We start from the raw sequence: 22,935 nt of genomic DNA, 5'->3' as shown, positions 1-22,935 counted from the left end.
GTCGGCGTCCCCGCAAGCACGGGTGCGCTAAACTCGGCGTGAAGCTGCACCTGCGAGAACGCCATGCTCACCACCGAATTCCCCGGCTGCCGCGAACTGATCGGCGCCATCGACCGGGCGGTCGCCCATGACACCACCTTCGCCATCACCGACAGCCTGCGCAACAGTCTGTGCAAATTGATGCGCAGTGGAGCGGTCAAGCTGCCCGACTGCGTATTCGAGACCGCCCAAGGCCGTTACGCCCGCCGCGAGCTCTACCGCAGCGAGAAGCACGGCTACTGCGTGGTGGCGATGACCTGGGGTCCGGGACAGGGCACGCCGATCCACGACCACTGCGGCATGTGGTGCGTCGAGGGCGTCTGGAGCGGTGCGCTGGAAGTGGTGCAGTACGAGCGCCTGGCCGACGAGAACGGCCACTGCCGTTTCCAGCCGGTCGGCTCGATCCAGGCAGGCCCGGGCTCCGCCGGCAGCCTGATCCCGCCGCACGAGTACCACACCATCCGCAACCCCAGCGACGAGGCGATCGCCGTCAGCCTGCACATCTACTCGGGCAACATGACCCGTTGCGCCATCTTCCAGCCGCTGCCCGAAGAAGGCTACGAGCGCTGCGAGCGCCAGCTGGGGCTCGACCCGGTGCATTGAGCCGGGCATAATCGCCATTCTTGTGCCGGTGTGGCGGAATGGTAGACGCGGCGGACTCAAAATCCGCTTCTGGCGACAGAGTGTAGGTTCGAGTCCTATCACCGGTACCACAAGACGGCGCAATGCCAGCAAAAAGCCCGCTTGGAGCGGGCTTTTTTTCGCCCGCCGACCTGGGTCAGCAGGAACAGGAGGAGGCCAGTTCGGCGACCATGCGGAACAGGTCGTCGCGGTGGAAAGGCTTCTGCAACGTGGGCCGGTCCTGCCAGGGCTCGCGCAGGCCGTGGGTGCCGTAGCCGGTGGCGAAGGCGAACGGGATCTCGCGCGCGGCGAGCGCCTCGGCGACCGGATAGACCTCCTCGCCGCCGACGTTCACGTCGAGGATGGCCAGATCGATCGGCTCGTTGCGGGCCGCCTGCAGCGCCTGGTCGATCCGGGCCAGCGGCCCCACGATGGTATGGCCCGCTTCGCTGAGCATGTCTTCCAGCAGCATCGCCACCAGCATCTCGTCTTCGACCAGCAGGATGCGCCGTGGGCCGTGGGTCTTTTGCATGCGTGGATTACCTAGTGCACCAGGGCTGCGGGGTCGGGATCGGACAATTCGCGCCAGCTGCCGTCGCTTTCCTGCACCCGCACCGGCGGGTGCTCCAGGCCCCGGGCGCGCGCCAGTTTGGCACGCACCCGCACGGCTGCCGAGATCGCCTCGGCGCGCGTCGGATAGGTGCCCACCCGGGAGGCATCATCCCGCACGATCCAGGGCGCCTCGGCGCTGAAGGGTATGAACAGGCGAACGGCTTCGGGATTCATGCTGCCTCCCCCTCGGGTGGCTGGCCCACCGTGACATCGGCGAACGGCACGAACCGCTGGCCGGGCGTTGCAGTCTTGCAGATGTCCGGTGGCTTGGATAGGTCGCGGACGGGGCATATTGGCTGGCGTTCCAACTTGGCGTCCATCCTGGTCAGGACCGCGTCTACAGTTCGCGAACGACGCGAAAGCCCACGCGCGCGCTGCGCACGTGGCCGTCCGCTCCCTGCCGGTAGGCCGAGCGCACCTGGTCGGGCGAGCTTCCCCAGGAACCGCCGCGCACCACGCGCACGCTGCAGCCGGGGTTGAGCCAGGCGCTGCCGTCGATCGGGGCGCGCATGTAGCTGTCGTGCCAGCAGTCGGTAGTCCACTCCGAAACGTTGCCGTCCATGTCGTAGAGCCCGAACGGATTGGCCTCGAAGCTCATTACCGGCGCAGGTCCCCAGTAGCCGTCACGGTAGCCCGGAAAAGCGTTGCTCCAGCGCCGTCCGCTGGGCGAGCGGTCACTGCCGCCGGTGAGGTTCTCGACCTTGCGGGTGGGCGCCTGCGAGCCCCACCAGTAGCGGGTCTGGGTGCCGCCACGCAGGGCGTATTCGAATTCGGCCTCGCTCGGCAGGCGGTAACGCTTGCCGGTGCGCTGGCTGAGCCAGTCGGCATAGGCGCCGGCGTCGCGCCAGGAGACATTGACCACCGGCAGGTCGTCCTGCGCCGGATGCCCGGCGTAGTCGTCCTGCCAGGTGGCGCGGGAATCGTCGCGCAGCGCGCCGCTGCGCTCGTCGTACACGCTGGCGCCGCCGAGCTTGACCGAGTCTGGCTGGTAGCCGCTGGCACGCACGAATTCGCGGAACTGGCCCACGGTGACCGCGCTGCGGGCCATGGCGTAGCCCTTGGCGATGGTCACCTGGTGGCGCGGCGTTTCGGCATCGCCATGGTCGCCCTCGGCATCGGCCGCCCCCATCTGGAAGCTGCCGGTGGGAATGACCACCATCGCCGGCGCCTGGCCCGGCAGGTCGACGAAGCGGTCGCGGAACACCTGCCCGGGCTTGTAGCTGGCGTACAGGCGGGCGTTGGTGAGCTGCTGCTGGAATTCGTCGATGCCCTTCAGCCCCGGCTGCAATGCCTGCGCCTGCCCGGCCAACCGCTGCGCCAGGTCGAGGTTGCCGGCGTCCAGCGCCGAACGGGCCTGGGCCAGCAGGCCGCCGGCGCGCTGCTGGCGGATGCCCTCGACGCGGTTGTGCACGTCGGCGAGTTGCTGCGAGCCGGGATGGATCGTGGCCGCTTCGGCGAGCGCCTTGTCGGCGGCGGCGAAATCATTCTGCGCCACGGCCGCCAGCGCCCGGTCCAGCACGGCCCGCTGCACCTGGAAGATGCCCTGCTCGGCCATCGCGTTCGGGGGGTCGAGCACCTGCACCTGGCGGTACAAGTCCAGCGCACTGGCGCCCTGCGGCTGGTCGGCCTTGCCCTGCTGCAGCAGCGCGGCAGCCTGCGCCAGCATCGGCCGGACCTTGGCCAGGGTCTTGAGGTCCTGCTCCAGTTGCGCCACGTCGGCGCTGCTGTTGGGCAGGCCGCGCAGGTCGTCGAGCAGTTCCTGCGCCGAGTCGGCATCGCCCACGGCGATGTCCTGGCCGATCAGCGCCACCATCTGCGCACGTACCTGGTTGAGGCCCTCGGCCGCGGCGCGGCTGTCGGGCTTGTCGTGCAGCGCCTTGGCGTAGAGCTGGGCGGCACCGTCCGTACCGGCCAACCGCCCTGCCTGCAAGGCCTTGCCGGCGCGTGCCAGCAACGCCTGGATCTCGGGCGTATCCGCGCTCAGTTGCTCGGGCAGGTTGGGATTGCCCTTGCTCCTCCGCGCGGCGATCACGGCCGCCGGCGCCAGCGTGAGCGGCGGCCCGGCATCCAGCTCGGAACTCTGCGCAGACTGCGCCGGCTGCCTGCCCGGGGCATTGGCGTAGCCGATCGGGGAAGCCGGCCGCGGCGCCAGTTCCGCCGGGTTGACGTGGAACACCCGCGGAAAGAAATGGTAAACCAGCGCCGCACCGAGCACGATCACGCCAAGTGCGCCACCCATGGCACGCTGACGGCGGACGGTTTCGGTGCTCGGCATGGTGGACTCTTGGATGGGCTGCTATCGTGCGCCGCTCACCATATGGCAGCGCCGATGACAGGGCAATGCGCAACGCGCCGCCCCACCGCGCCAGGTCCGTTCGAGGAAGTTCCATGTCCGTACCCGACGCGGCGTCAGCCGCATGGATCGATCGTCGCGACGCGCTGGAAGCGTGGCTGGACACGCTGCCGGCCGAGGCCGCACTGGGCATGGACACCGAGTTCATGCGGCGCAGCACCTTTTACCCGCAACTGGCGCTGCTGCAGCTGGGCTGGAACGGCCGCTACGCCCTGGTCGACCCGCTGGCCTTCGACATCGGCGACGCGCTGCGTCCACGCCTGGCCAGCGGCCCCACCATCACCGTGATGCACAGCGCCGGCGAGGACCTGGAGGCGCTGGCGCCGCTCCTGCCCGACGGGCCGGGCACGTTGTTCGACACCCAGATCGCCGCGGCCTTCGTCGGCATGGGCCTGGGCCTGAGCTATCGCGCGCTGGTGGCCGAAATGGTGGGAGCGGAGGTGGACAAGGGCGAAACCCGCTCGGACTGGCTGCAGCGTCCCCTCACCGACTCGCAGCGGCTCTATGCGACGCTCGATGTGGTGCATCTGGAACCGTTGCACGCGCAGCTCGTGGCGCGCCTGGCCGAGCGCGGGCGTATCGCCTGGCATGCCGAGGACTGCGAGCGGCTCAAGCGTCGGGCCAACGCGCACCATGGCGATCCGCAGCCCCAGCGCGGCTTCCGCGCCGCCGCCGACTGGCCGCGCGCGCAACAGGCGCTGCTGCGCCGGCTGTTGCTGTGGCGCGATCACAGCGCGCGCACCCTTGACCGTCCGCGCTCGTGGCTGCTTGAGGATGCGCTGGCGCTCAGCCTCGCGCAGAGCCCGCCCTCCAGCCTGGCCGAGCTGGAACGGCGCTGCCGCGGCCAGCGCGCCCTGCGCTCCCCCCAGCGTGCGGATTTGTTCGACCTGCTCGCGTCCGGCCCCGATCCGCAGGAAGTAGCAACCACCGCCGCGATCGCCGCACCCGTGTCCGGCCCGGCCAAAAAGGCGCTGGCCGCGATGAAGGACAGCGTCGACCGCCTCGCCGCCGACCTCGACCTGCCACCAGGCCTGCTGTGCCCTCGCAAGGTGCTGGAGGAGTACGTGAGCACGGGCGAGTGGCCGGAATTTCTCGAGGGTTGGCGGCGCGAGGTACTGCACCAGCGATTGGCGACCCTGCTGCCGGACGGCTGAAACGATCCTGGCAAACCGCGACGTAATTTCCTTGGACTAATGGCAGCCGGCCCCTTGGCGAAGGCAGCGCGACGCTGCTAACATTCGCGGCTCGCGTGGGGCGGTAGCTCAGCTGGGAGAGCGTCGCGTTCGCAATGCGAAGGTCGGGAGTTCGATCCTCCTCCGCTCCACCAAACCTCCAGCATCAAAAGGCCGGTACGTCGCGTACCGGCCTTTTCTTTTTGCTGCCATGCCGGCCCGACCGGCGACACCACGGGCCTCGCCGCATCGACCGCACTTAACGCTGCACTTGGCTGCCGTAAATGTAGAAGTCACAGAACGAGCCGGTCCGGGTGTCGCCGGCATAGGGGTAGCGGTTGGGAACATGGGCCAGCAGGCGCCACTGCGGCCTGTGCTCGTCTATCCAGCGGGAAAACATCCGGTGCCTGACGTGCTGGGCGGCATCGTCCGGTTCGCCATCGTAGTTGGACGAATAGATGACGACGAAGCGCGTCGACGAATCGAAGAGGCGCCGCATGTAGGCGTCAAAGACGTGGTCTTCGACCAGATGGAAGATCACGTCCAAGGACAGGGTCAGCGGAGCGGTTTCGCCTGCATATTCGGAAACCAGCTTGAACCGCTTGGTGGCATCGCCGGAAAACATCTTCCTGCACCGCTCGACGGCCTTCGGACTTACGTCGAACCCGAGGTAGCGCGGATAGTTCGCCAGCCCGAGCTGGTAGCCGTCGCCGCTGCCGTATTCGATGACCGCCTCCACGCCGTTGGAGAGGACGAAACCGTTCACCACCTCCGCCTTGAACTCCGCCAGTCGATTGCGGGAGCCATCACCCGAGGTGCCGCCGGCCTTGTACCGGCTCACCCAATAGTCGGTGGAGCCGGAAAACGGCCTGGCTGGCCTGATGCCCCGCCACAGCCGGGTGGCCACTGGGCCGATGAGCGGCATGCCCTTGATGATCTGCTTCATTGGGTTTCCGACTTGCGTCCGGACGGGAAACGCGACGGTGTCACAACGCCGGCGAATACGGGATCAATGGAGCGAAAAAAAAACTTTGCAAATCATTGAGCTTTTTCTTGCGAGTGACCGAGCCGCGCCGCCGCCACCTCCAAATCGGTCGGCGGACGTGCGCAAACATCGGTCTTGCAAAAAAATAAAGAGGACAACCTCAGCGATGTTCGATGCCTTCTTCGTGCTTGGCATCCCCGTTGGCCTCCTTGGCGTCGCGGGTCTCCTGTGCGTTGCGCTCTTCCTGCAGCCGGTGATCGAGCTTCGCGACGTCCTTGTCGTTGCGGTCACCGGTACCGTGCTTGCGTTGGGCGGGCGGCTTGGGCATGGGGCGGACTCCTTAAGGGAGCCACGACCGTACGACCGGCCGATTCACCAGCGCGTGATGCCGGCGAGCGAAGCCCTCATGCCTGGCGCGCGAACAGCACACCGTGTCCCGGCAGGCGCAGCCGGCCGCCGTCGAAGGCACCCTGGGCGAGGCCGTGTCCGTCGACCGGCCACCACTGTCCATCCAATGAAAGTTCGGCCTGCACTGCATTGCCGTCCAGATTGAAGGCGATCAGCAGCGTCTCGCCGGCGTGGCAACGAAGGAAAGCGAGCACAGGCTCGGGCGTGTCCAAAAAGCGAATGTCGCCCCAGCGCAATGCGGACTGGCCGCGGCGCCACTGCATGATGCGGCGGAAGCCCTGCAGCACCGAGACCGGGTCGGCTTCCTGCCGCGCCACGGCGAGCGTGCGATGCTCGGGTGGCACCGGCAGCCAGGGCACGCTGACGCTGAACCCGCCATGCTCGCCGCCGCTCCACGGCATCGGCGTACGGCAACCGTCGCGGCCCTTGAACTGCGGCCAGAATGCGATGCCGTAAGGATCCTTGAGCGCCTCGTAAGGAACATCGACCTCGGTCAGACCCAGCTCCTCGCCCTGGTAGACGCATACCGAGCCGCGCAGCGAACAGACCAACGCAGTGAACAGGTTGGCCAGCGCCGGCGAGGGCCGTTCGCCGCCCCAGCGGCTGAGCACCCGCTGGACGTCGTGGTTGGAGATCGCCCAGCACGGCCAGCCTTCGCGCATCTGCGCCTCCAGCTGCTCGACCGTGCCGCGGATGTGTGCGGCGCTGAAATCGTCGGTAAGCAATTCGAAGCTGTAGCCCATGTGCAGGCGGCCGGCCTGGGTGTACTCGGCCGTGGTCGCCAGCGAGTCCTCCGAGGAGATCTCGCCAAGCGCCACGGTGCCGGGAAAGCGGTCCAGCAGCGCACGCAATTCGGCGAGGAAGGCCAGATTCTCCGGCTGGGTGTTGTTGTACCAGTGGTACTGGAAGGCGTACGGGTTGTCCGGGCTGAAGCCCCGGCCCGTGCGCTGCGCTTTGGGCTTGGGCGGGTTGTCGCGCAGCTGCGCGTCGTGAAAGCAGAAGTTGATCGCGTCCAGGCGCAGGCCATCGACGCCTCGCTCCAGCCAGAAGCGCACGCAGTCCAGTATCGCCGCGCGGACTTCGGGATGGTGGAAGTTGAGGTCCGGCTGCGAGGCCAGGAAGTTGTGCAGGTAGTACTGCCCTCGCCGCGGTTCCCACTGCCAGGCGCCGCCGCCGAAGATCGACAGCCAGTTGTTGGGAGGGGTGCCGTCCTCCTTCGCATCCGCCCAGACGTACCAGTCGGCCTTGGCGTTGTCGCGGCTCTGCCGGCTTTCCTGGAACCAGGCGTGTTCGATCGAGGTGTGGCTGAGCACCTGGTCGATCATCACGCGCAGCCCCAGGCCATGTGCCTTGGCCAGCAGCCGGTCGAAATCCTCCAGGGTGCCGAACAGCGGGTCGACGTCGCAGTAGTCGGCGATGTCGTAGCCGTAGTCGGCCATCGGCGACCTGAAGAACGGCGAGATCCAGATCGCATCCACACCGAGGCTCGCCACGTAGTCGAGCTTCTCGATGATGCCCGGCAGGTCGCCCACGCCATCGCCGTCGGTATCCAGAAAACTACGCGGATAGATCTGGTAGGTGACGGCGCCGCGCCACCAAGGTGCATCGGTCATTCTTTTTTTTCTCGCAATTTTTTGCGCAGGATGACTGAGATAGGCATCCGGCGGCCAGGGTTGCATGGGAGCTTAAATGTTGGTCGCGCAGGCGGCCTCGACGGTGCATACGTATTCATTCGTGCTGCGCCCGCGTCATGGAAACGCATGCATGCATGCCAGGCGGACTCGCGCACGGGGCGCGACAGGCGCGTGCAGCCTTTGCCACAAAACGCTTGGCGCATGATCGGCGCTGCGCCTTCAGCATCCCGCCGCACCCTTTGCTGCATTGCAAGGGCACCGACCCGCACGACGTTATGAATACGTATGCAGGTCTGCGCTGCATCCAAAACAACGTCCTTATGATCCAGCCACGTCTTGATAACTCGACAAGAGACGTGGCGATCGGGAGTGCGATCGGCCAGGTAACTTGCAAACTCGCGCAGTCTTTTCGGAGGGGAAATGAAACAGCTTGAACGCAACATCCTGGCCACGGCGATCGCCGTAGCCTGCATCGGCCTTTGCTCCACCGCAGCCGCTGCCTCGGCGCCATCCGCGACAGCCAGCCCGGTCCCTGGCGCTTCGGCACAGGATCAGAACCAGGCTCCACAGGACCAGGCCAACGGCACCGACAAGAAGGCGCGGAAGGACAAGACCAAGAACCTGCAGGCAGTCGAGGTAAACGGCTTCCTCAGCAGCATCGAGAACTCCACTGCGCTCAAGCGCAACGCCAGCACCATCGTCGAGGCCGTGTCGGCCGAGCAGGTCGGCAAGCTGCCAGGCGTGAGCATCGCCGATACGCTCGGCCGCCTGCCGGGCCTGGCCGTGCAGACCGTCAGCGGCCGCCCGCAAGTGCTCACCATCCATGGCATGGGCCCGGATTTCTCCACCGCGCTGGTCAACGGCGGCCAGCAGGTTTCCACATCCAACAACCGTGACGTGCAGTTCGACCAGTACCCGTCGAGCTGGTTCGACAACGTGGTGGTGCACCTGAGCCCGGAGGCGTCGCTGATCGGTCAGGGCCTGACCGGCACGGTGGACATGCACACCATCCGTCCGCTTGAGAAGAGCGGTCCGGAGGCCGCGGTGAATGCCCATTACATCTGGAACGACATGTCCCAGCTGTCGAAGGGTCCCGGCGTCAGCGACAAGGGCTACAACCTCAACGGCGTGTGGGTGAACCAGTTCGCCAACCACACCCTCGGCGTCACCCTGGGCGTCGACCTGGAATCCAATCCCTCGCAGGTCGAGCACCAACAGCCGTGGGGCTACCCGAGCGACAGCAACGGCGACGCGGTGATCGGCGGCGTCAAGAACTACGGCATCTCCGACTCGATGAAGCGCCGCGGCGTACTGGCCACCGTGCAGTGGCAGCCGAACGAGCACTACACCGGCACCGTCGACCTCACCTACGACAACTTCAAGGAAGTGCAGCAAGCCAAGGGCATGGAGTTCCCGCTGTGGTGGAGCTCCGCCAAGCTGCAGCCGGGCGAGGTGGCGCAGAACGGCTTCGTGCAGAGTGGCACCTACGGCAACGTCAAGCCGGTCATCCGCAACGACTACAACAGGACCAGCGCCCGGGTCTACAACTTCAACTGGGACAACAAGTTCACCATCAACGAGGACTGGTCCGCCGACCTCGACGGCAACTACTCGCGCGCCACCCGCAACGACCTCAACCTCGAGAGCTACTCGGGCACCGGCTATAACACCACCGGCGCCACCGACACGCTCGGTTTCGTCGAGCGCAATGACGGGCTGTTGTTCGTCAACCCGTCGCTGGACTACACCAAGGGCGTGGTGCTGACCGACCCGCAGGGCTGGGGCGCGGGCAACGGCGTGGTGCAGGCCGGCTTCATCAACGCGCCGCATACCGTGGACTACCTCGCCAACCTGCGCCTGAACGTCGAGCGCAGCTTCTCCAGCGGTCCCTTCTCCACCGTCGACTTCGGCGTTTCGCACAGCAGCCGCTCCAAGACCTACCACATCGACCAGGACTTCCTGACCCTGGGCGGCGGCACCCTGGCCAGCGGCACTGCGGTGCAGACGGCGCCATTCACGGGCAGCACCTGCAACCCACTGGCGTGGATGGGCGTCGCCTCACAGCTCTGCTACAACCCGTTCGATCTGCTCGCCAGCGGCACTCTGCAGTCGGTGCCGACCTTTGGCTCATCGCTTTCGTTGCCGCCGAACTGGAAGGTGCGTGAGAAGACCCTGACCCCGTACGTGCAGTTCAACCTGGACACTTCCCTTGCCGGCGTGAGCCTGCGGGGCAACTTCGGCATGCAGGCTCAGCGCACCTCGCAGCGCGGTATCGGCGAACGCGTGGCGCCCGGCAGCTCGGTCACCGGCGGACAGACCCAGCTGATCCCGGTGACTGCCAGCACCACCTACACCCGCTACCTGCCCAGCGCCAACCTGATCTTCGGCTTCACCGACAACGACGACCTCCGCGTCAGCGCCGCACGCACCCTGGCACGCCCGCGCATGGATCAGATGAACGCCAGCCTCGGGGTGAAGGGCGACGTTACGCACCTGTCCAGCACCGACCCGAACCAGGCCTACTTCAGCGCCTCGGGCGGCAATCCCAAGCTGGCGCCGACGATGGCCGACAACTACAACGTCAGCTACGAGCACTACTTCTCCGGCGGCAACGGCTACCAGTGCAACTCTGCCGACCAGAAGAACTCCGATCTGTGCCGCAGCGGCGGCGGCTACTTCGCGCTGTCGGGCTACTTCATCGAGCTGAGCGACTACATCAACCCGAACGCAGCCTATCTGTACGACTTCGGCTCCTTCCTGCCGTTCGGCCTGACGTCGGCGCAGCTGGCCCAGCTCGGCACCACCAAGGGCATCGTCTCCGGTCCGACCAACGATGGCCACGGCTACGTCAAGGGCGCCCAGGTGACCTTGAACCTGCCGTTCAATCTGGTCACGCCAGTGTTCGACGGCTTCGGCATGATCCTGACCGGCAACCGCACCCGGAGCTCGCTGGTGTACGGCGGCAACGCCACGCCGATCACCGTGCCGGGCCTGTCCAAGTGGGTGGCCAACGGCACGCTGTACTACCAGCACGACGGCTTCGAGGCCCGCATCAGCGACAGCTATCGCTCCAGCTTCCTGGGCGAGGTGTCGGGCATCAGTGCCTCGCGCATCGAGCAGACCATCAAGGGCGGCAGCACCTACGACGCCCAGGTCAGCTACAGCTTCGACAGCGGCAGCCTGAAGGGCCTGACCTTCATCGTGCAGGGCTCCAACCTGTCCAACAAGAAGTTCATCACCTATCAGAACAACGATCCGCGCCAGGTGCTGACCTGGGAAACCTACGGGCGCCGCTACGATATCGGCGTGTCGTACAAGTTCCAGTAAGAAGTAGCCTCCCCGTGCCCCGCCGTGTGTCCTCCGGCGGGGCTTTTTTTTCCATGCCCGCCGCGGCGGCATCCAGCGACAGGAGCGACGCATGAACGACACGCGCATCCGGCACGTCGTGATCGTGGGCGGTGGCACCGCCGGCTGGATGGCGGCGACGTTGCTCGCACGGGCGCTAGGCCCGGGTGTTGCCATACGCCTGGTCGAATCGGCGCAGATCGGCACCGTCGGCGTGGGCGAGGCGACCATTCCGCAGATCCGCCACATCAACCGTTTCCTCGGCATCGACGAGGACGAAATGCTGCGCTTCGTGCACGGCACCTACAAACTCGGCGTGCAGCTCAACGATTTCGGCCGGCTCGGCGATTCGTACCTGCATGCCTTCGGCGACCTCGGCCTGCCGCTGGGGCTGACCCCGTTCCACCACTACTGGCTGCGCAGCCACAGCCGTGCGGACGCGCCGGGGCTTTGGGCCTATTCGCTCAATGCCGCGGCGGCCGACGAGAACCGCTTTGCGCCATTGGAGGCCGTGCCGGACAGTCCGCTAGGCGGCATCCGCTACGCCTACCATTTCGATGCTTCGCGCTACGCCCAGTACCTGCGCGAGCGCATCGCGCCCGGCATGGTGCAGCGCATCGAGGGCAAGGTGGTACAGGTGCGGCTGCGCGACGGCGACGGCTTCATCGAATCACTGCAGCTGGAGGGCGGCGAACGCGTCGAAGGCGATTTCTTCATCGACTGCTCGGGCTTTCGCGGCCTGCTGATCGAGGAGGCGCTCCACACCGGATACGAGAACTGGCAGCACTGGCTGCCCTGTGATCGCGCACTGGCGGTGGCCAGCGCGCCGGGCGACCGGATGCGCCCGTACACCCAGGCCAGCGCGCGCACGGCCGGCTGGCAGTGGCGCATCCCGCTGCGCCATCGCACGGGCAACGGCCACGTCTACTGCAGCCGCTTCGTCAGCGACGACGAAGCTACCGCGCAACTGCTGGCGAACCTGGAGACCGAACCGCTGGGCGATCCGCGGCCGCTGCGCTTTGTCACCGGCATGCGCCGCCTGGCATGGAGCCGCAACTGCCTCGCGCTGGGCCTGGCCGCCGGCTTCATGGAACCGCTCGAATCGACCAGCATCCACCTGGTGCAATCGGGCATCAGCCGCCTGCTGGCGATGTTCCCCGACCGCCAATGCGATCCGCAACTGGTGGACGAGTACAACCGCCAGACCCGCTTCGAGTACGAACGCGTGCGCGATTTCCTGATCCTGCACTACAAGGCCACCGAGCGCACCGACACGCCGTTCTGGCGGCAGTGCGGCGCGATGGAGATCCCGCCCTCGCTGGCGCGCCGCATCGACCTGTTCCGTCGCACCGGCATGGTCTTCCGCGAGTCGGACGAGCTGTTCACCGAGCCCGGCTGGGTGCAGGTGCTGCTGGGGCAGCGTATCGAACCTGCGCGCCACCACCCGCTGGCCGATGCACTGACCGATGAGCAGCTGGACGGTTTCCTCGCCGACATCCGTACGCTGATCGGCCGTGCGAAAAACACCTTGCCGCCACACGAGCAGTTCGTGGCGCGCGCAGCCGGCCGCGTGGCCGCATGAGCACTGGCGTCATGCCTGGCGGAGAACGAGCTGTGATTCGACGCATCGGTTCATTGTTTCTTCTGGCGCTGCTCGTGCTGGGCGGCTCCGCGCCTTCCGCGACCGCCGCATCCGATCCCACGGCAACGACACGTTCCGGCGTCTGGTACGAAATTTTCGTGCGCGCCTGGTACGACACCAACGGCGACGGCATCGGCGATCTCAATGGCGTCACCGCCAGGCTCGACTACCTCAAGTCGCTCGGCGTCGACGGCATCTGGCTGATGCCGATCAACCCCTCGCCCAGTTACCACGGCTACGACATCACCGATTACGAGGCCATCAACCCGCAGTACGGAACGCTGGCCGACTTCGACCGCCTGCTGCGCGAAGCGCACCGGCGCGGCATCGAGGTGATCCTCGATCTGGTGGTCAACCACACCAGCGACCGTCATCCCTGGTTTCTCGCGGCGCGGGAGCCGCATGACCCGCACCACGCCTGGTACAGCTGGGCCACCGCCGGCACCGACCTCCACGCGGCCAGCGCCACCGGCGGCCAAGCCTGGCACGCGCTGGGCGCGCAGCATTATCTGGGCGTCTTCACCGGCGACATGCCGGACCTCGATTTCGATACGCCCGCCGTGCGTACCGCGATCGACGACATCGGCCGTTTCTGGCTGGCCCGGGGCGTGGATGGCTTCCGTCTGGATGCCGCGCGACACATCTATGCCGACTTTCCCGGCCAGGTGGACGATCCGGCGATACTGCAGCGGAATCTCGCATGGTGGAGCAGCTTCCGCTCAGCCATGACCAAGATGCATCCTGGGGCCTACCTGGTCGGCGAGGTGACCCGCGACGATCCCGGGCAGTTGGCTCCCTGGTACGGCTCGCTCGATGCGGTGTTCGACTTTCCGCTGGCCGCGCAACTCATCCGCAGCGCCACCAGCGAACGCAACTACGGCCTGGGCGACCTGCTCGCGCGCACCGCAGCCGCGATCCCGGCCGGCCGCGATGCCCCGTTCCTGTCCAATCACGACCAGGAGCGGGTGATGAGCCAGTTGGGCGGCGACGCGCGGCACATGCGCGTGGCGGCGGCCATGCTGCTCACCCTGCCCGGCCGCACTTTCCTCTATTACGGCGAGGAGCTGGGCATGCGCGGCACCAAGCCCGACCCGGATCTGCGCGAACCGATGCGCTGGCATCGCGATCCGCACGGCACGGGCGAGAGCCGCTGGAAGGCGTTCAGCGCCGGCGATGGCCCGGCCGTTTCGGTCGATGCCGAGCAGGATGATCCGCACTCGCTGCTGGCCTGGTACCGCGCGCTGATCGGCTGGCGGCGCGAATTGCCCGTGCTGCGCGACGGCGTGCTGCACGTCCCCACCATCACCAACCCGCGGCTGGCCGCCTGGGAACTGTCGGACGCCAGCGGCCAGGTGCTGGTCGTACACAACCTTTCGCGCCAGCCGCAGACGCTCACGCTTGGCGATGCCCTGCGCCACTACGGCCGCGTGCGCCTGGCCAGCCTGCCCGGCGTGCGGGTCGCGGCCGGCCAACTGCAGCTGCCGGCCTATGCTTCGGTGATCCTCGAGTGAATTCATCTCGCGTACGGTTGAGTCCGTTTGGACGCCTCGCGTACCGTGCGCCGCACCATCGGAAAAACGCGTCATGCCGCACATGAATACGTATGCAAACGGGTGTCGTACCTCGGCCACAGCGACCTACCATGAGCGCCGCCGTGCCCGGCTCGACGCGCTTTTCACAAAGTTCAAGCTCGCGTCGACCAAGCCGATCACGTGGTTAGTCGTCGGAGTACTGCTGGTGTCACCATCCCCTGCTGCATCGCTTTCCAAGGCCCGGGCGCACGTTGCGCCGGCCAAGTCCGCTTCACCCGCCCCTGCCGCGCCCGGTTTCGACATCCCGCTGGGCGACGACACGTTGCGCGTCGAGCTAGCTGCGCCGGGCGTCCTGCACGTGCAATACCGTGCCGCCGGCCGCACGCCGACGCCGACCATCGTGGTCGATCCGGCCCCGCAGGCCGCGCATGCCCCGGTCGCCGAGATCTCCCGCGATGACGCCGGCGCGCGCCTGCACTCCGCGCAGCTCGACGCGGTATGGGACAAACAGGAGGGGGACCTGCGCATCGGCCTGCCCGGTCAGCAGCCGCTGCTGCGCCAGTTCGCACTGGGCTCGCTGGCGCATGGGCGGCTGAGCCTCATCCACGCCAAGGGCGAGTCGATGTACGGCATCGGCGGCTTCGACGCGGTCGAGCCGGCCACCGCCGGCCTGCTGCGCGACGGTTATCGCACCATCACTGCCGGCGAGCAGGGCCATGCCGGCGCGCCGTTCGTGTGGACCACCGCCGGCTACGGCGTGCTGGTCGACGGCGTCGGTGGGCAGATCGCGCTGGGCGACACGCGCATCGACGCGCGCATGTTCGATGGCGGCCTGGACTACTACGTGTTCCTCGGCGATCCGCACGCGATCTTCGGCGCGCTGGCGCAGGTCAGCGGCCGCAGTCCGCTGTTCCCGAAGTGGGCGATGGGTTTCACCAACAGCCAATGGGGCATCGACCAGAAGGAGCTGCTGGACATCGTCCACGGTTACCGCGAGCGCCACATTCCGCTGGACAACTTCACCCTCGACTTCGACTGGAAGGCCTGGGGCGAGGACGACTACGGCGAGTTCCGCTGGAACGAGCACAAATTCCCGGACGGCGACAGCGGCCGGCTAAAGTCGCTGCTCGACGCCCAGGGCGTGCACCTTACCGGCATCATGAAGCCGCGCATCCATCTCCACACCGTGGAGGGCCGCGAGGCCAGCGAGCACGGCTACTGGCTGGCGCAGAGCGACCCCGCGCCGGACTACTTTTCCGGCAAGCCCGTGCGCGAGATCGACTTCGCCAACCCGTCGGCGCGCGCCTGGTTCTTCAACGCCGCGCTCAAGCATTCCTTTGCCACCGGCATGGTCGGCTGGTGGAACGACGAGGCCGACGACGTCGCCGTCGACCTGCAGCACATGGACATGCAGCGTGCGCTCTACGACGGCCAGCGCGCCATTTCCGACCTGCGCGTGTGGTCGCTCAATCGAAACTTCTACCTGGGCGCGCAGCGCTACGCCTACGGCCTGTGGTCGGGTGACATCCGCACCGGTTTCGCCAGCATGGCCGGCCAGCGCCAGCGCATGCTCAGCGCGATCAACGTCGGAGCCATGCAATGGGGCATGGACGGCGGCGGCTTCAAGGGCGGCACGCCGACGCCCGAGAACTACGCACGCTGGATCCAGTTCGGCGCCTTCACACCGGTGTTCCGTGTACACGGTGAGCTCGGTCAGCACCGCCAGCCCTGGGTCTACGGCCCCGTCGCCGAGAAGGCGGCCACCGATGCGATCCGGCTGCGCCAGTCGCTGATTCCCTACATCTACAGCTACGAGCACAAGCGCCGCGCCACCGGCATCGGACTGGTCCGTCCGCTGCTGTTCGACTGGCCGAACGATCCGAACCTTCGCAACGACTACGACGCCTGGCTGTTCGGCGACAGCCTGCTGGTGGCGCCGGTGGTCGAGCAGGGTCAGACCGTCAAGCCGGTCTACCTGCCCGCGGGTGCATGGATCGACTGGTTCAGCGGCAAGCACTACGCCGGCGAACAGACGATCCAGCACCAGGCCGACGCGAAGGGCTGGAGCGATATTCCGCTGTACGTACGCGAAGGCGCGATCATTCCGCTCGCACCGCCAATGGACTATGTCGGCCAGCACCCGCTTACCGAGCTGGAAGTGGAGCTGTTCCCCGCGTCCCATGCCAGCCGTTTCGACTACTACGACGACGACGGCACCACCTATGGCTACGAACAGGGCGGCTACTTCCTGCAATCCATGCAGCTGCAGGTGCAGGATGACGCCGTCAGCTTCGCCCTCGCCGCCCCGCAGGGCAGCTACAAACCAGCGCTGCGCTCCTGGCTGCTGAAATTCCATGGCCAAGCGGCGCGGTCGGTGAGCAGCAACGGCCGTGCGCTGGAAGGCTTTGCCGGTGTCGAGGCACTGCGCGCTTCGAAGGACGACGGCTGGGCCGTCGGCCAGGACCGCTTCGGTCCCGTCACCTACGTGCGCATCACGGCCGGCATGGCGCAAAACATCACGCTGGGGCGGTAGCCGCCGGGTGAGCCCATGCGGGAGCGGCTCCGCTCCTGCAGGGCTCTTCCACTCGGCGCCGCGCGGCGCAAGGTCTTCATCGGGAGGGAGGTCTCATGCGCAACCATGTACAGAAGGCACGCCGCGGAAAGGTCACTGCCGCAATCCTCGCGGCACTGGCGCTCTACGCCCTGCACTCGCCGGCCCTGCTGGCAGCCACCAACGACAACAACGTGGAGTGGAACGGCCTTTTCCACGACCAGGGCCCGCTGTACGACAACCATGCCGAACCCACCGCCACACAGGCGGTCACGCTCACCCTGCGCACATTCAAGGGCGACATCACCAGCGCCAACATCAAGTATTACGACAACGCCGATGGCTTATTCCACTGGGTGGCTATGAGTTGGTCGGCGAACGACGCCACCGGCAACTTCGACTTCTGGAAGGGCACCATCCCGGCCAGCGCCTCGGAAAAGTACTACCGCTTCCAGATCAACGACGGCACCTCGACGGCTTGGCTCAACGCTGCGGGCATTACCTCCGCCGAACCGTCCTCGGGCGACTTCTTCATCGTCCCGGGCTTCACCACCCCGGCATGGATGAAGAACGGCGTGATGTACCAGATCTTCCCGGACCGCTTCTACAACGGCGACACCACGAACGACGTAACCAACGGCCAGTACACTTACGCCGGCTGCGCCACCGAGAAGCATGCCTGGGGTTCGAGCGTGGTGTCCAACGTAGGCGGCTGCAACAGCGCCGTGTTCTTCGGCGGCGACCTGGCCGGCATCGACCAGAAGCTCGGCTATATCAAGAACACCGTCGGCGCCGACATCATCTACCTCAACCCGATCTTCCTCTCGCCGACCAACCACAAATACGACACCGAGGACTACACCCAGGTCGACCCGGCGTTCGGCAGCAACGCACTGCTGCAGACGCTGGCCGCCGACATCCACGGCACCGCCAACGGACCGAAGGGTTACCTGATCCTCGACGGCGTGTTCAACCATACCGGCGACACCCACGCCTGGTTCGACCGCTACAACTGGTGGACCACGACCGGCGCCTACGAGTCCCAGTCTAGCCCGTGGTACAGCTACTACACGTTCCAGACCTGGCCGGGCACGTACTCCGCCTTCTTCGGCATCTCCAGCATGCCCAAGCTCGACTACGGCGCCAGCGGCTCGGTCGTGCGCAACGCGATCTACGGCAGCAGCAGCTCGGTCGTGCAGACCTACCTTAAGGCCCCCTACGCCATAGACGGCTGGCGCCTTGACGCGGCACAGTACCTCGATGCGGCTGGCAACAACGGCAGCGACGCGACCAATCACCAGATCATGGCCGAACTGCGCAGCGCGGTGAAATCGGTGAACCCCAACGCGGAAATCCTGGGCGAATTCTGGGGCAATGCAGGTCCTTGGACCGACGGCGGCGACCAGTGGGACGGCGCGATGAACTACGACGGCTTCATGCAGCCCGTCTCCGAGTGGATCACCGGCCAGGACTACAACGGCAACACAGCCTCGATCCCGACCAGCCAGTTCGACAGCTGGCTGCACGGCACCCGCGCGAACTACCCGACCAACGTGCAGCAGAGCATGAGCAACGCGCTCGGCAGTCACGACGTCACCCGCTTCGGCCAGCGTGCCGGCGGCGACATCTGGAAGACCTACCTGGCGCTGTTCTTCCAGATGACCTATGTGGGCACGCCGACCATCTACTACGGCGACGAATACGGCATGCAGGGCGGTGCCGACCCGGACAACCGCCGTACCTTCGACTGGACCGTCGGCAGCTCTACCAACAGCGCGGTCGCGCTGACCCAGAAGCTGATCGCGATCCGCAACGCCTACCCCGCGCTGCGCACCGGCTCGTTCCTGACGCTGCTGACCGACGACACGTCCAAGCTCTATGCCTATGGCCGCTTCGATGCCGCCAACCGCATTGCCGTGGTGCTCAACAACGATTCGGTTACGCATTCGGTAAACGTACCCGTATGGCAACTTAGCGTGACCAACGGCAGCCTGCTCACCGACCAGATCTCGGGCACCACCTATACGGTGCAAAATGGCCAGGTGACGCTCAACGTGAACGGACACTACGGCGCGATCCTCGCGCAGTAGCTGTCCGCAGGGCGGTGGACTTGCCCGCGATGCCTTTCGGTCGGCCTGGCGCTCTGGCCGAGCATCACGGGCAAGCCCGCTTCTGCGCCACGGAGAGGGGAGCAACAGCGCCTAATGAATACGTATGCAACCGCTGGTTGCTGCACTGCGACGCTACCTACCATGACGCAGCCCACCGTAGCGCCGCCCAAGGAGCCGCCGGATGATCCAACTGCCCGCCTCGTCTCATGCTTAGCCTGCTGCTGACCGCGGCGATGGTCTCCGGCTCGGCCGTCCCGCCCTGGCGCGATGGCCTGGACTGGCAGGGCGTGCACGTGGGCATGAGCCGCGATGCGCATGGCGCCTGGACGTTGGCCTCGCCGTTCGGCAAGCGCGTGATCCAGCCCCAGCCGCTGCACACCGACACCGCGAGCACTCTGTTCGACGGCCTGTTCGCGATGGCCCAGGACGACCTGGCGCAGGACTCGGTCACCGCCATCCGCGACGACGCCTTCGACCACGGACAGCCGATTCCCTGCCACTGCTTCGAGACCGGCGAGAAGTGGCCCTACGTGTGGACGCGCGACCTGGCCTATGCGATCGACCTGGGGCTGTGGCGCTTCGACGCCGCGCGCTCGCGCAATGGCCTCGAGTTCAAGCTGTCCGACGTGCGCACGCCATCCGCGCCGCAGGGCCTCTACGTGATGCAGGACACCGGTTCGGGCGGCAGCTGGCCAGTCAGCACCGACCGCATCGTGTGGTTCCTCGGCGCAAGGCATCTTCTGGACGACCCCGGCTTTGCAGCCAGGGTGCGCCGGGCGCTGGACGACACGCTGGCACAGGACCGGCAATACGCCTTCGACCCGGCGCTCGGGCTCTACCGTGGCGAGACCTCGTTCCTGGACTGGCGCCAGCAGACCTACCCGGCGTGGACCGCCGACAACGTGCGGTTCATCGCGCAGTCCTTCGCTCTGTCCACTAACGTCCTTCATTACCAGGCGTTGCAACTGGCCGCCGGGCTGGCGGACAAGCGTGGCGACCCGCACGCAGCCGCTTACCGTACGCAGGCAGCGGCGCTGAAGGCGGCGATCAACACGCACTTCTGGCGCGCCGATCGCGGACTCTACATGAGCTACATCGGCGGCGACGGCCTGCCGGTGGAAGCCTACGACCTGCTCGGCACCTCACTGGCGATTACCAGCAGTGTGGCCGATCCCCAGCGCGCCCGCCAGGCGCTGGCCAGCTACCCCACCTGGCCCGCCGGCAGCCCGGTGATCTGGCCCGAACGCGCCGACCAGCCGATCTACCACAACCGCGCGATCTGGCCGTTCGTCAGCGCCTACGCGATGCGGGCGGCACGGGCGGTCAACGATCCGGCGCGCATCGCCCACGAGATCCGCTCGGTCATCCGTGGAGCCGCGCTCGCCGGCTCCGACATGGAGAACTACGAACTGCTGTCCCAGGCCGTCCACGTACAGGACGGCCCGCTGAGCGGCCCGGTGGTCAATTCGCCGCGGCAGCTGTGGTCGGTGGCGGGATTGCTCGACGTGGCGATCGAGGGCGTGTTCGGCATCACCAACGACGGACGGATCGAGCCGAAACTGCCGGTAGTGCTGGTGCCGATGCTGTTCGGCGAGACCGACCACATCGACCTGCAGTTGCATGATCGCCGCATCACACTGCGCCGCCCGGCCTCGCTGGACGGCAACCTGCTAATCGCCGGCACCACGCAGCAGCAAGGCGAACATACCGTGGTGACGCTCAAGGTCGTCACCGTGCCGGAGCCCCCGCTGCGCACCGACGCACCGCTGTACGCGCCAGCCACTCCGGCCGCGCCGACGGTGGATGCCGATGGCAACCATTGGCGCGTGCGAAGCCCGGGCGCGGGCGTGCTCTACGTCAACGGCCGCCGGCATGGGACGATCGAGGGCATCGCGACGCTGGCGCGCACCGCGGCGCTCCAGTGCATTCGCGTGACGCAAGTCGACGACCACGGCATCGAGTCGTTGCCCAGCCCTGAAGTGTGCAAGGGCGACATGGAACAGGTCGCCGGTGTGTGGCCCCGCCAATGGACGGCGCCGGCCAATGGCAGCTATCGCGCCACGCTCGAGTACGCCAACCGGCATGGGCCGATCAACACCGGCATCACTGCCGCGGTGAAGTGGTTGGTGGTCGATTGCGGCGACGGCGCTCCGCAGCGGCGGCCTTTGGTTATGCCGCACAGCGATGGCCACCAGCGTTCCACCTGGGTCGACTTCACCGCGGAGGCAGGCCGGCACTGCAGGTTCAGCCTCCGCGACGGATTCAACATGAGCTACCTGCGGCACAACGCCCACTACACCGGCGGCGCGGGCGGTGAGGCCGGGGCTCTCAACGAGGCGGACGTCGGCGCGCTGCTGATCGCACCCCTTTGAGCGATACCCGCCCTTGGGGGCGCACTCCCGCAGCATCCAACCACCGACGGAAACCCCGGATGAGCAACAAACCCGCCCTGTCCTTCTGGCAGATCTGGAACATGTGCTTCGGCTTTCTTGGCATCCAGTTCGGCTTCGCCCTGCAGAACGCCAACGTCAGCCGCATATTCCAGACCCTGGGCGCGGACGTGGCGGACATCCCAGTCCTGTGGATCGCCGCGCCGCTGACCGGACTGATCGTGCAGCCGATCATCGGCCACCTGTCGGACCACACCTGGAACCGGCTGGGCCGCCGCCGGCCTTACTTTCTGGCCGGTGCGGCGCTGACCACGCTGGCGCTGCTGTGGATGCCCAACGCGCCCGCGCTGTGGGTTGCGGCCGGGCTGCTATGGATCATGGACGCATCGATCAACGTATCGATGGAGCCGTTTCGCGCCTTCGTAGGGGACCAGTTGCCGCCGCGCCAGCGGCCTCTCGGCTACGCCATGCAGAGCTTCTTCATAGGCATCGGAGCGGTGGTCGCCTCCGCCCTGCCCTGGCTGCTGGCCCGGCTTGGCGTCGCCAACGTGGCGCCGAGCGGGGGCGTACCCGATACGGTGAAGTACGCCTTCTACGCCGGCGGCGTGGTGCTTCTGGGTGCCGTACTGTGGACCATCGTCACCAGCCCCGAGTACCCACCGCAGCAGTTGCACGAGCAGGCCGACGAGGCGCCGGCCGAGACGCCGGCGGACGCCTCGCAAGCCTGGCGCCCCGGCGCACTGTTGCTGGCGCTGGGTGTGGCGCTGCTGGTGGCAATCGGCCACTTCGGGCTGCAGAAGGAGCTCTACCTGCTCGCCGGCGGCCTTGTGGTGTTCGGCCTGTTGTTCGCCTGGCTCGCGCTAGCGCGCGGCCACGGGATGGCGCAGCAGGTGATGAGCGACCTCTACGCCATGCCCGCGCCAATGCGCCGCCTGGCATGGGTGCAGTTCTTTTCCTGGTTCGCGCTGTTCGCCATGTGGATCTACACCACCCAGGGAGTGGCACAGAGCTTCTTTGGCAGCACCGACACGGCCAGTGCAGCCTACAACGAGGGCGCCAACTGGGCTGGCGTGCTGTTCGCCGTGTACAACGGAGTTGCGGTACCGGCAGCCGTGCTGGTCCCGTGGATGGTGCGCCGCTGGGGCCTGCGCATCAGCCATCTGGTGAACCTTTTGCTGGGCGGCGCTGGCCTGCTGTCCTTCGTAGTGCTGCGCGACGCGCGCTGGCTGGTCGCCTCGATGGTCGGGGTGGGCTTCGCCTGGGCCTCGATCCTCTCGCTGCCTTACGCGATGCTGTCAGACAACCTGCCCACGGCGAAGATGGGCGTGTACATGGGCATCTTCAATTTCTTCATCGTGATTCCGCAGCTGCTGGCCGCCAGCGTGCTGGGATTGCTGCTTAAGGTCTTCTTCCACGGCCAGCCGATCTGGGCGCTGGCGCTGGGCGGGGCCAGCCTGGTGGTCGCCGGCCTATGCACCCTGCGCGTGCGCGAGCCCGAAGCGGCGCTTGCGCTGCGGATCGCGTAGGCCGCACGCCGAAC

At 66.9% G+C, this 22,935-nt stretch carries 15 protein-coding genes and 2 tRNA genes; 11 read left to right on the top strand and 6 right to left on the bottom strand.

Annotated features, from left to right (window positions below):
• Positions 1 to 63: 63 nt before the first annotated feature.
• Positions 64 to 642 carry a cysteine dioxygenase family protein gene (locus tag VGU65_RS06485; RefSeq protein ID WP_327473935.1) on the top strand — a complete coding sequence of 193 codons (579 nt, stop codon included), beginning with the start codon at positions 64 to 66 and terminating at the stop codon, positions 640 to 642.
• Positions 643 to 666: 24 nt separating this feature from the next.
• Positions 667 to 752, top strand: a tRNA-Leu gene (locus VGU65_RS06480).
• A 65-nt stretch (positions 753 to 817) separates the two neighbouring features.
• Here the strand turns inward: VGU65_RS06480 and VGU65_RS06475 are convergent.
• The 3 genes from VGU65_RS06475 to VGU65_RS06465 all read right to left on the bottom strand — a co-directional run bounded on the left by VGU65_RS06475 (position 818) and on the right by VGU65_RS06465 (position 3,547).
• Positions 818 to 1,192: a response regulator gene (locus VGU65_RS06475; RefSeq protein WP_327473934.1), complete on the bottom strand. Its 375-nt coding sequence runs from the start codon at positions 1,190 to 1,192 to the stop codon at positions 818 to 820.
• An 11-nt stretch (positions 1,193 to 1,203) separates the two neighbouring features.
• Complete coding sequence (locus VGU65_RS06470; protein WP_327473933.1) at positions 1,204 to 1,446, bottom strand: DUF2188 domain-containing protein; 243 nt, start codon at positions 1,444 to 1,446, stop codon at positions 1,204 to 1,206.
• A 163-nt stretch (positions 1,447 to 1,609) separates the two neighbouring features.
• Entirely contained in the window at positions 1,610 to 3,547 is a 1,938-nt protein-coding gene (locus tag VGU65_RS06465) for a formylglycine-generating enzyme family protein (protein WP_327473932.1), read from the bottom strand.
• A gap of 113 nt (positions 3,548 to 3,660) precedes the next feature.
• On the opposite strand from VGU65_RS06465, the gene VGU65_RS06460 reads away from it, so the two are divergent.
• Positions 3,661 to 4,779 carry a ribonuclease D gene (locus VGU65_RS06460; RefSeq protein WP_327473930.1) on the top strand — a complete coding sequence of 373 codons (1,119 nt, stop codon included), beginning with the start codon at positions 3,661 to 3,663 and terminating at the stop codon, positions 4,777 to 4,779.
• Positions 4,780 to 4,876: 97 nt separating this feature from the next.
• Positions 4,877 to 4,952: transfer RNA gene (locus VGU65_RS06455), tRNA-Ala, on the top strand.
• A gap of 104 nt (positions 4,953 to 5,056) precedes the next feature.
• Here VGU65_RS06455 and VGU65_RS06450 read toward each other — a convergent pair.
• The 3 genes from VGU65_RS06450 to VGU65_RS06440 all read right to left on the bottom strand — a co-directional run bounded on the left by VGU65_RS06450 (position 5,057) and on the right by VGU65_RS06440 (position 7,803).
• Positions 5,057 to 5,743: a class I SAM-dependent methyltransferase gene (locus VGU65_RS06450; protein ID WP_327473928.1), complete on the bottom strand. Its 687-nt coding sequence runs from the start codon at positions 5,741 to 5,743 to the stop codon at positions 5,057 to 5,059.
• A 199-nt stretch (positions 5,744 to 5,942) separates the two neighbouring features.
• Positions 5,943 to 6,110, bottom strand: coding sequence for a hypothetical protein (locus VGU65_RS06445; RefSeq protein WP_327473926.1), 168 nt, complete (start codon positions 6,108 to 6,110; stop codon positions 5,943 to 5,945).
• 76 nt (positions 6,111 to 6,186) lie between these two features.
• Positions 6,187 to 7,803, bottom strand: a complete 1,617-nt coding sequence (locus VGU65_RS06440; RefSeq protein ID WP_327473924.1) for an alpha-glucosidase family protein — start codon at positions 7,801 to 7,803, stop codon at positions 6,187 to 6,189.
• A 441-nt stretch (positions 7,804 to 8,244) separates the two neighbouring features.
• On the opposite strand from VGU65_RS06440, the gene VGU65_RS06435 reads away from it, so the two are divergent.
• From VGU65_RS06435 to VGU65_RS06405, 7 genes are all read left to right on the top strand, one after another.
• A complete protein-coding gene (locus VGU65_RS06435; protein ID WP_327473922.1) occupies positions 8,245 to 11,151 on the top strand; it encodes a TonB-dependent receptor in 2,907 nt (968 codons plus the stop codon).
• Positions 11,152 to 11,242: 91 nt separating this feature from the next.
• Positions 11,243 to 12,751, top strand: coding sequence for a tryptophan halogenase family protein (locus VGU65_RS06430; protein ID WP_327473920.1), 1,509 nt, complete (start codon positions 11,243 to 11,245; stop codon positions 12,749 to 12,751).
• 32 nt (positions 12,752 to 12,783) lie between these two features.
• Positions 12,784 to 14,322 (top strand): alpha-amylase family glycosyl hydrolase, encoded by a 1,539-nt coding sequence (locus VGU65_RS06425; protein WP_327473919.1) that lies wholly within the window; start codon positions 12,784 to 12,786, stop codon positions 14,320 to 14,322.
• 226 nt (positions 14,323 to 14,548) lie between these two features.
• Entirely contained in the window at positions 14,549 to 16,876 is a 2,328-nt protein-coding gene (locus tag VGU65_RS06420) for a glycoside hydrolase family 31 protein (RefSeq protein WP_327473917.1), read from the top strand.
• A 95-nt stretch (positions 16,877 to 16,971) separates the two neighbouring features.
• Positions 16,972 to 18,984 (top strand): glycoside hydrolase family 13 protein, encoded by a 2,013-nt coding sequence (locus tag VGU65_RS06415; protein WP_327473915.1) that lies wholly within the window; start codon positions 16,972 to 16,974, stop codon positions 18,982 to 18,984.
• 227 nt (positions 18,985 to 19,211) lie between these two features.
• Positions 19,212 to 21,377, top strand: coding sequence for a glucosidase family protein (locus VGU65_RS06410; RefSeq protein WP_327473913.1), 2,166 nt, complete (start codon positions 19,212 to 19,214; stop codon positions 21,375 to 21,377).
• Positions 21,378 to 21,436: 59 nt separating this feature from the next.
• The gene (locus tag VGU65_RS06405; protein ID WP_327473911.1) at positions 21,437 to 22,921 is read left to right on the top strand and encodes an MFS transporter; all 1,485 of its coding nucleotides are present in this window, start codon (positions 21,437 to 21,439) and stop codon (positions 22,919 to 22,921) included.
• Positions 22,922 to 22,935: the final 14 nt, after the last annotated feature.

Origin of the sequence: Frateuria sp. (assembly GCF_035943815.1) — a bacterium.
Taxonomy (GTDB): Bacteria; Pseudomonadota; Gammaproteobacteria; order Xanthomonadales; family Rhodanobacteraceae; genus Frateuria_A.
Note: the sequence above shows the minus strand (reverse complement) of the source record. Positions and strands in the feature narration are given on the sequence as shown.

What these genes read in the sequence shown, in the direction of transcription:
- VGU65_RS06465 (WP_327473932.1), bottom strand. Translation starts at nt 3,547, where the DNA reads ATGCCGAGCACCGAAACCGTCCGCCGTCAGCGTGCCATGGGTGGCGCA.
- VGU65_RS06440 (WP_327473924.1), bottom strand. Translation starts at nt 7,803, where the DNA reads ATGACCGATGCACCTTGGTGGCGCGGCGCCGTCACCTACCAGATCTAT.
- VGU65_RS06475 (WP_327473934.1), bottom strand. Translation starts at nt 1,192, where the DNA reads ATGCAAAAGACCCACGGCCCACGGCGCATCCTGCTGGTCGAAGACGAG.
- VGU65_RS06470 (WP_327473933.1), bottom strand. Translation starts at nt 1,446, where the DNA reads ATGAATCCCGAAGCCGTTCGCCTGTTCATACCCTTCAGCGCCGAGGCG.
- VGU65_RS06460 (WP_327473930.1), top strand. Translation starts at nt 3,661, where the DNA reads ATGTCCGTACCCGACGCGGCGTCAGCCGCATGGATCGATCGTCGCGAC.
- VGU65_RS06435 (WP_327473922.1), top strand. Translation starts at nt 8,245, where the DNA reads ATGAAACAGCTTGAACGCAACATCCTGGCCACGGCGATCGCCGTAGCC.
- VGU65_RS06430 (WP_327473920.1), top strand. Translation starts at nt 11,243, where the DNA reads ATGAACGACACGCGCATCCGGCACGTCGTGATCGTGGGCGGTGGCACC.
- VGU65_RS06415 (WP_327473915.1), top strand. Translation starts at nt 16,972, where the DNA reads ATGCGCAACCATGTACAGAAGGCACGCCGCGGAAAGGTCACTGCCGCA.
- VGU65_RS06485 (WP_327473935.1), top strand. Translation starts at nt 64, where the DNA reads ATGCTCACCACCGAATTCCCCGGCTGCCGCGAACTGATCGGCGCCATC.
- VGU65_RS06450 (WP_327473928.1), bottom strand. Translation starts at nt 5,743, where the DNA reads ATGAAGCAGATCATCAAGGGCATGCCGCTCATCGGCCCAGTGGCCACC.
- VGU65_RS06410 (WP_327473913.1), top strand. Translation starts at nt 19,212, where the DNA reads ATGCTTAGCCTGCTGCTGACCGCGGCGATGGTCTCCGGCTCGGCCGTC.
- VGU65_RS06405 (WP_327473911.1), top strand. Translation starts at nt 21,437, where the DNA reads ATGAGCAACAAACCCGCCCTGTCCTTCTGGCAGATCTGGAACATGTGC.
- VGU65_RS06445 (WP_327473926.1), bottom strand. Translation starts at nt 6,110, where the DNA reads ATGCCCAAGCCGCCCGCCCAACGCAAGCACGGTACCGGTGACCGCAAC.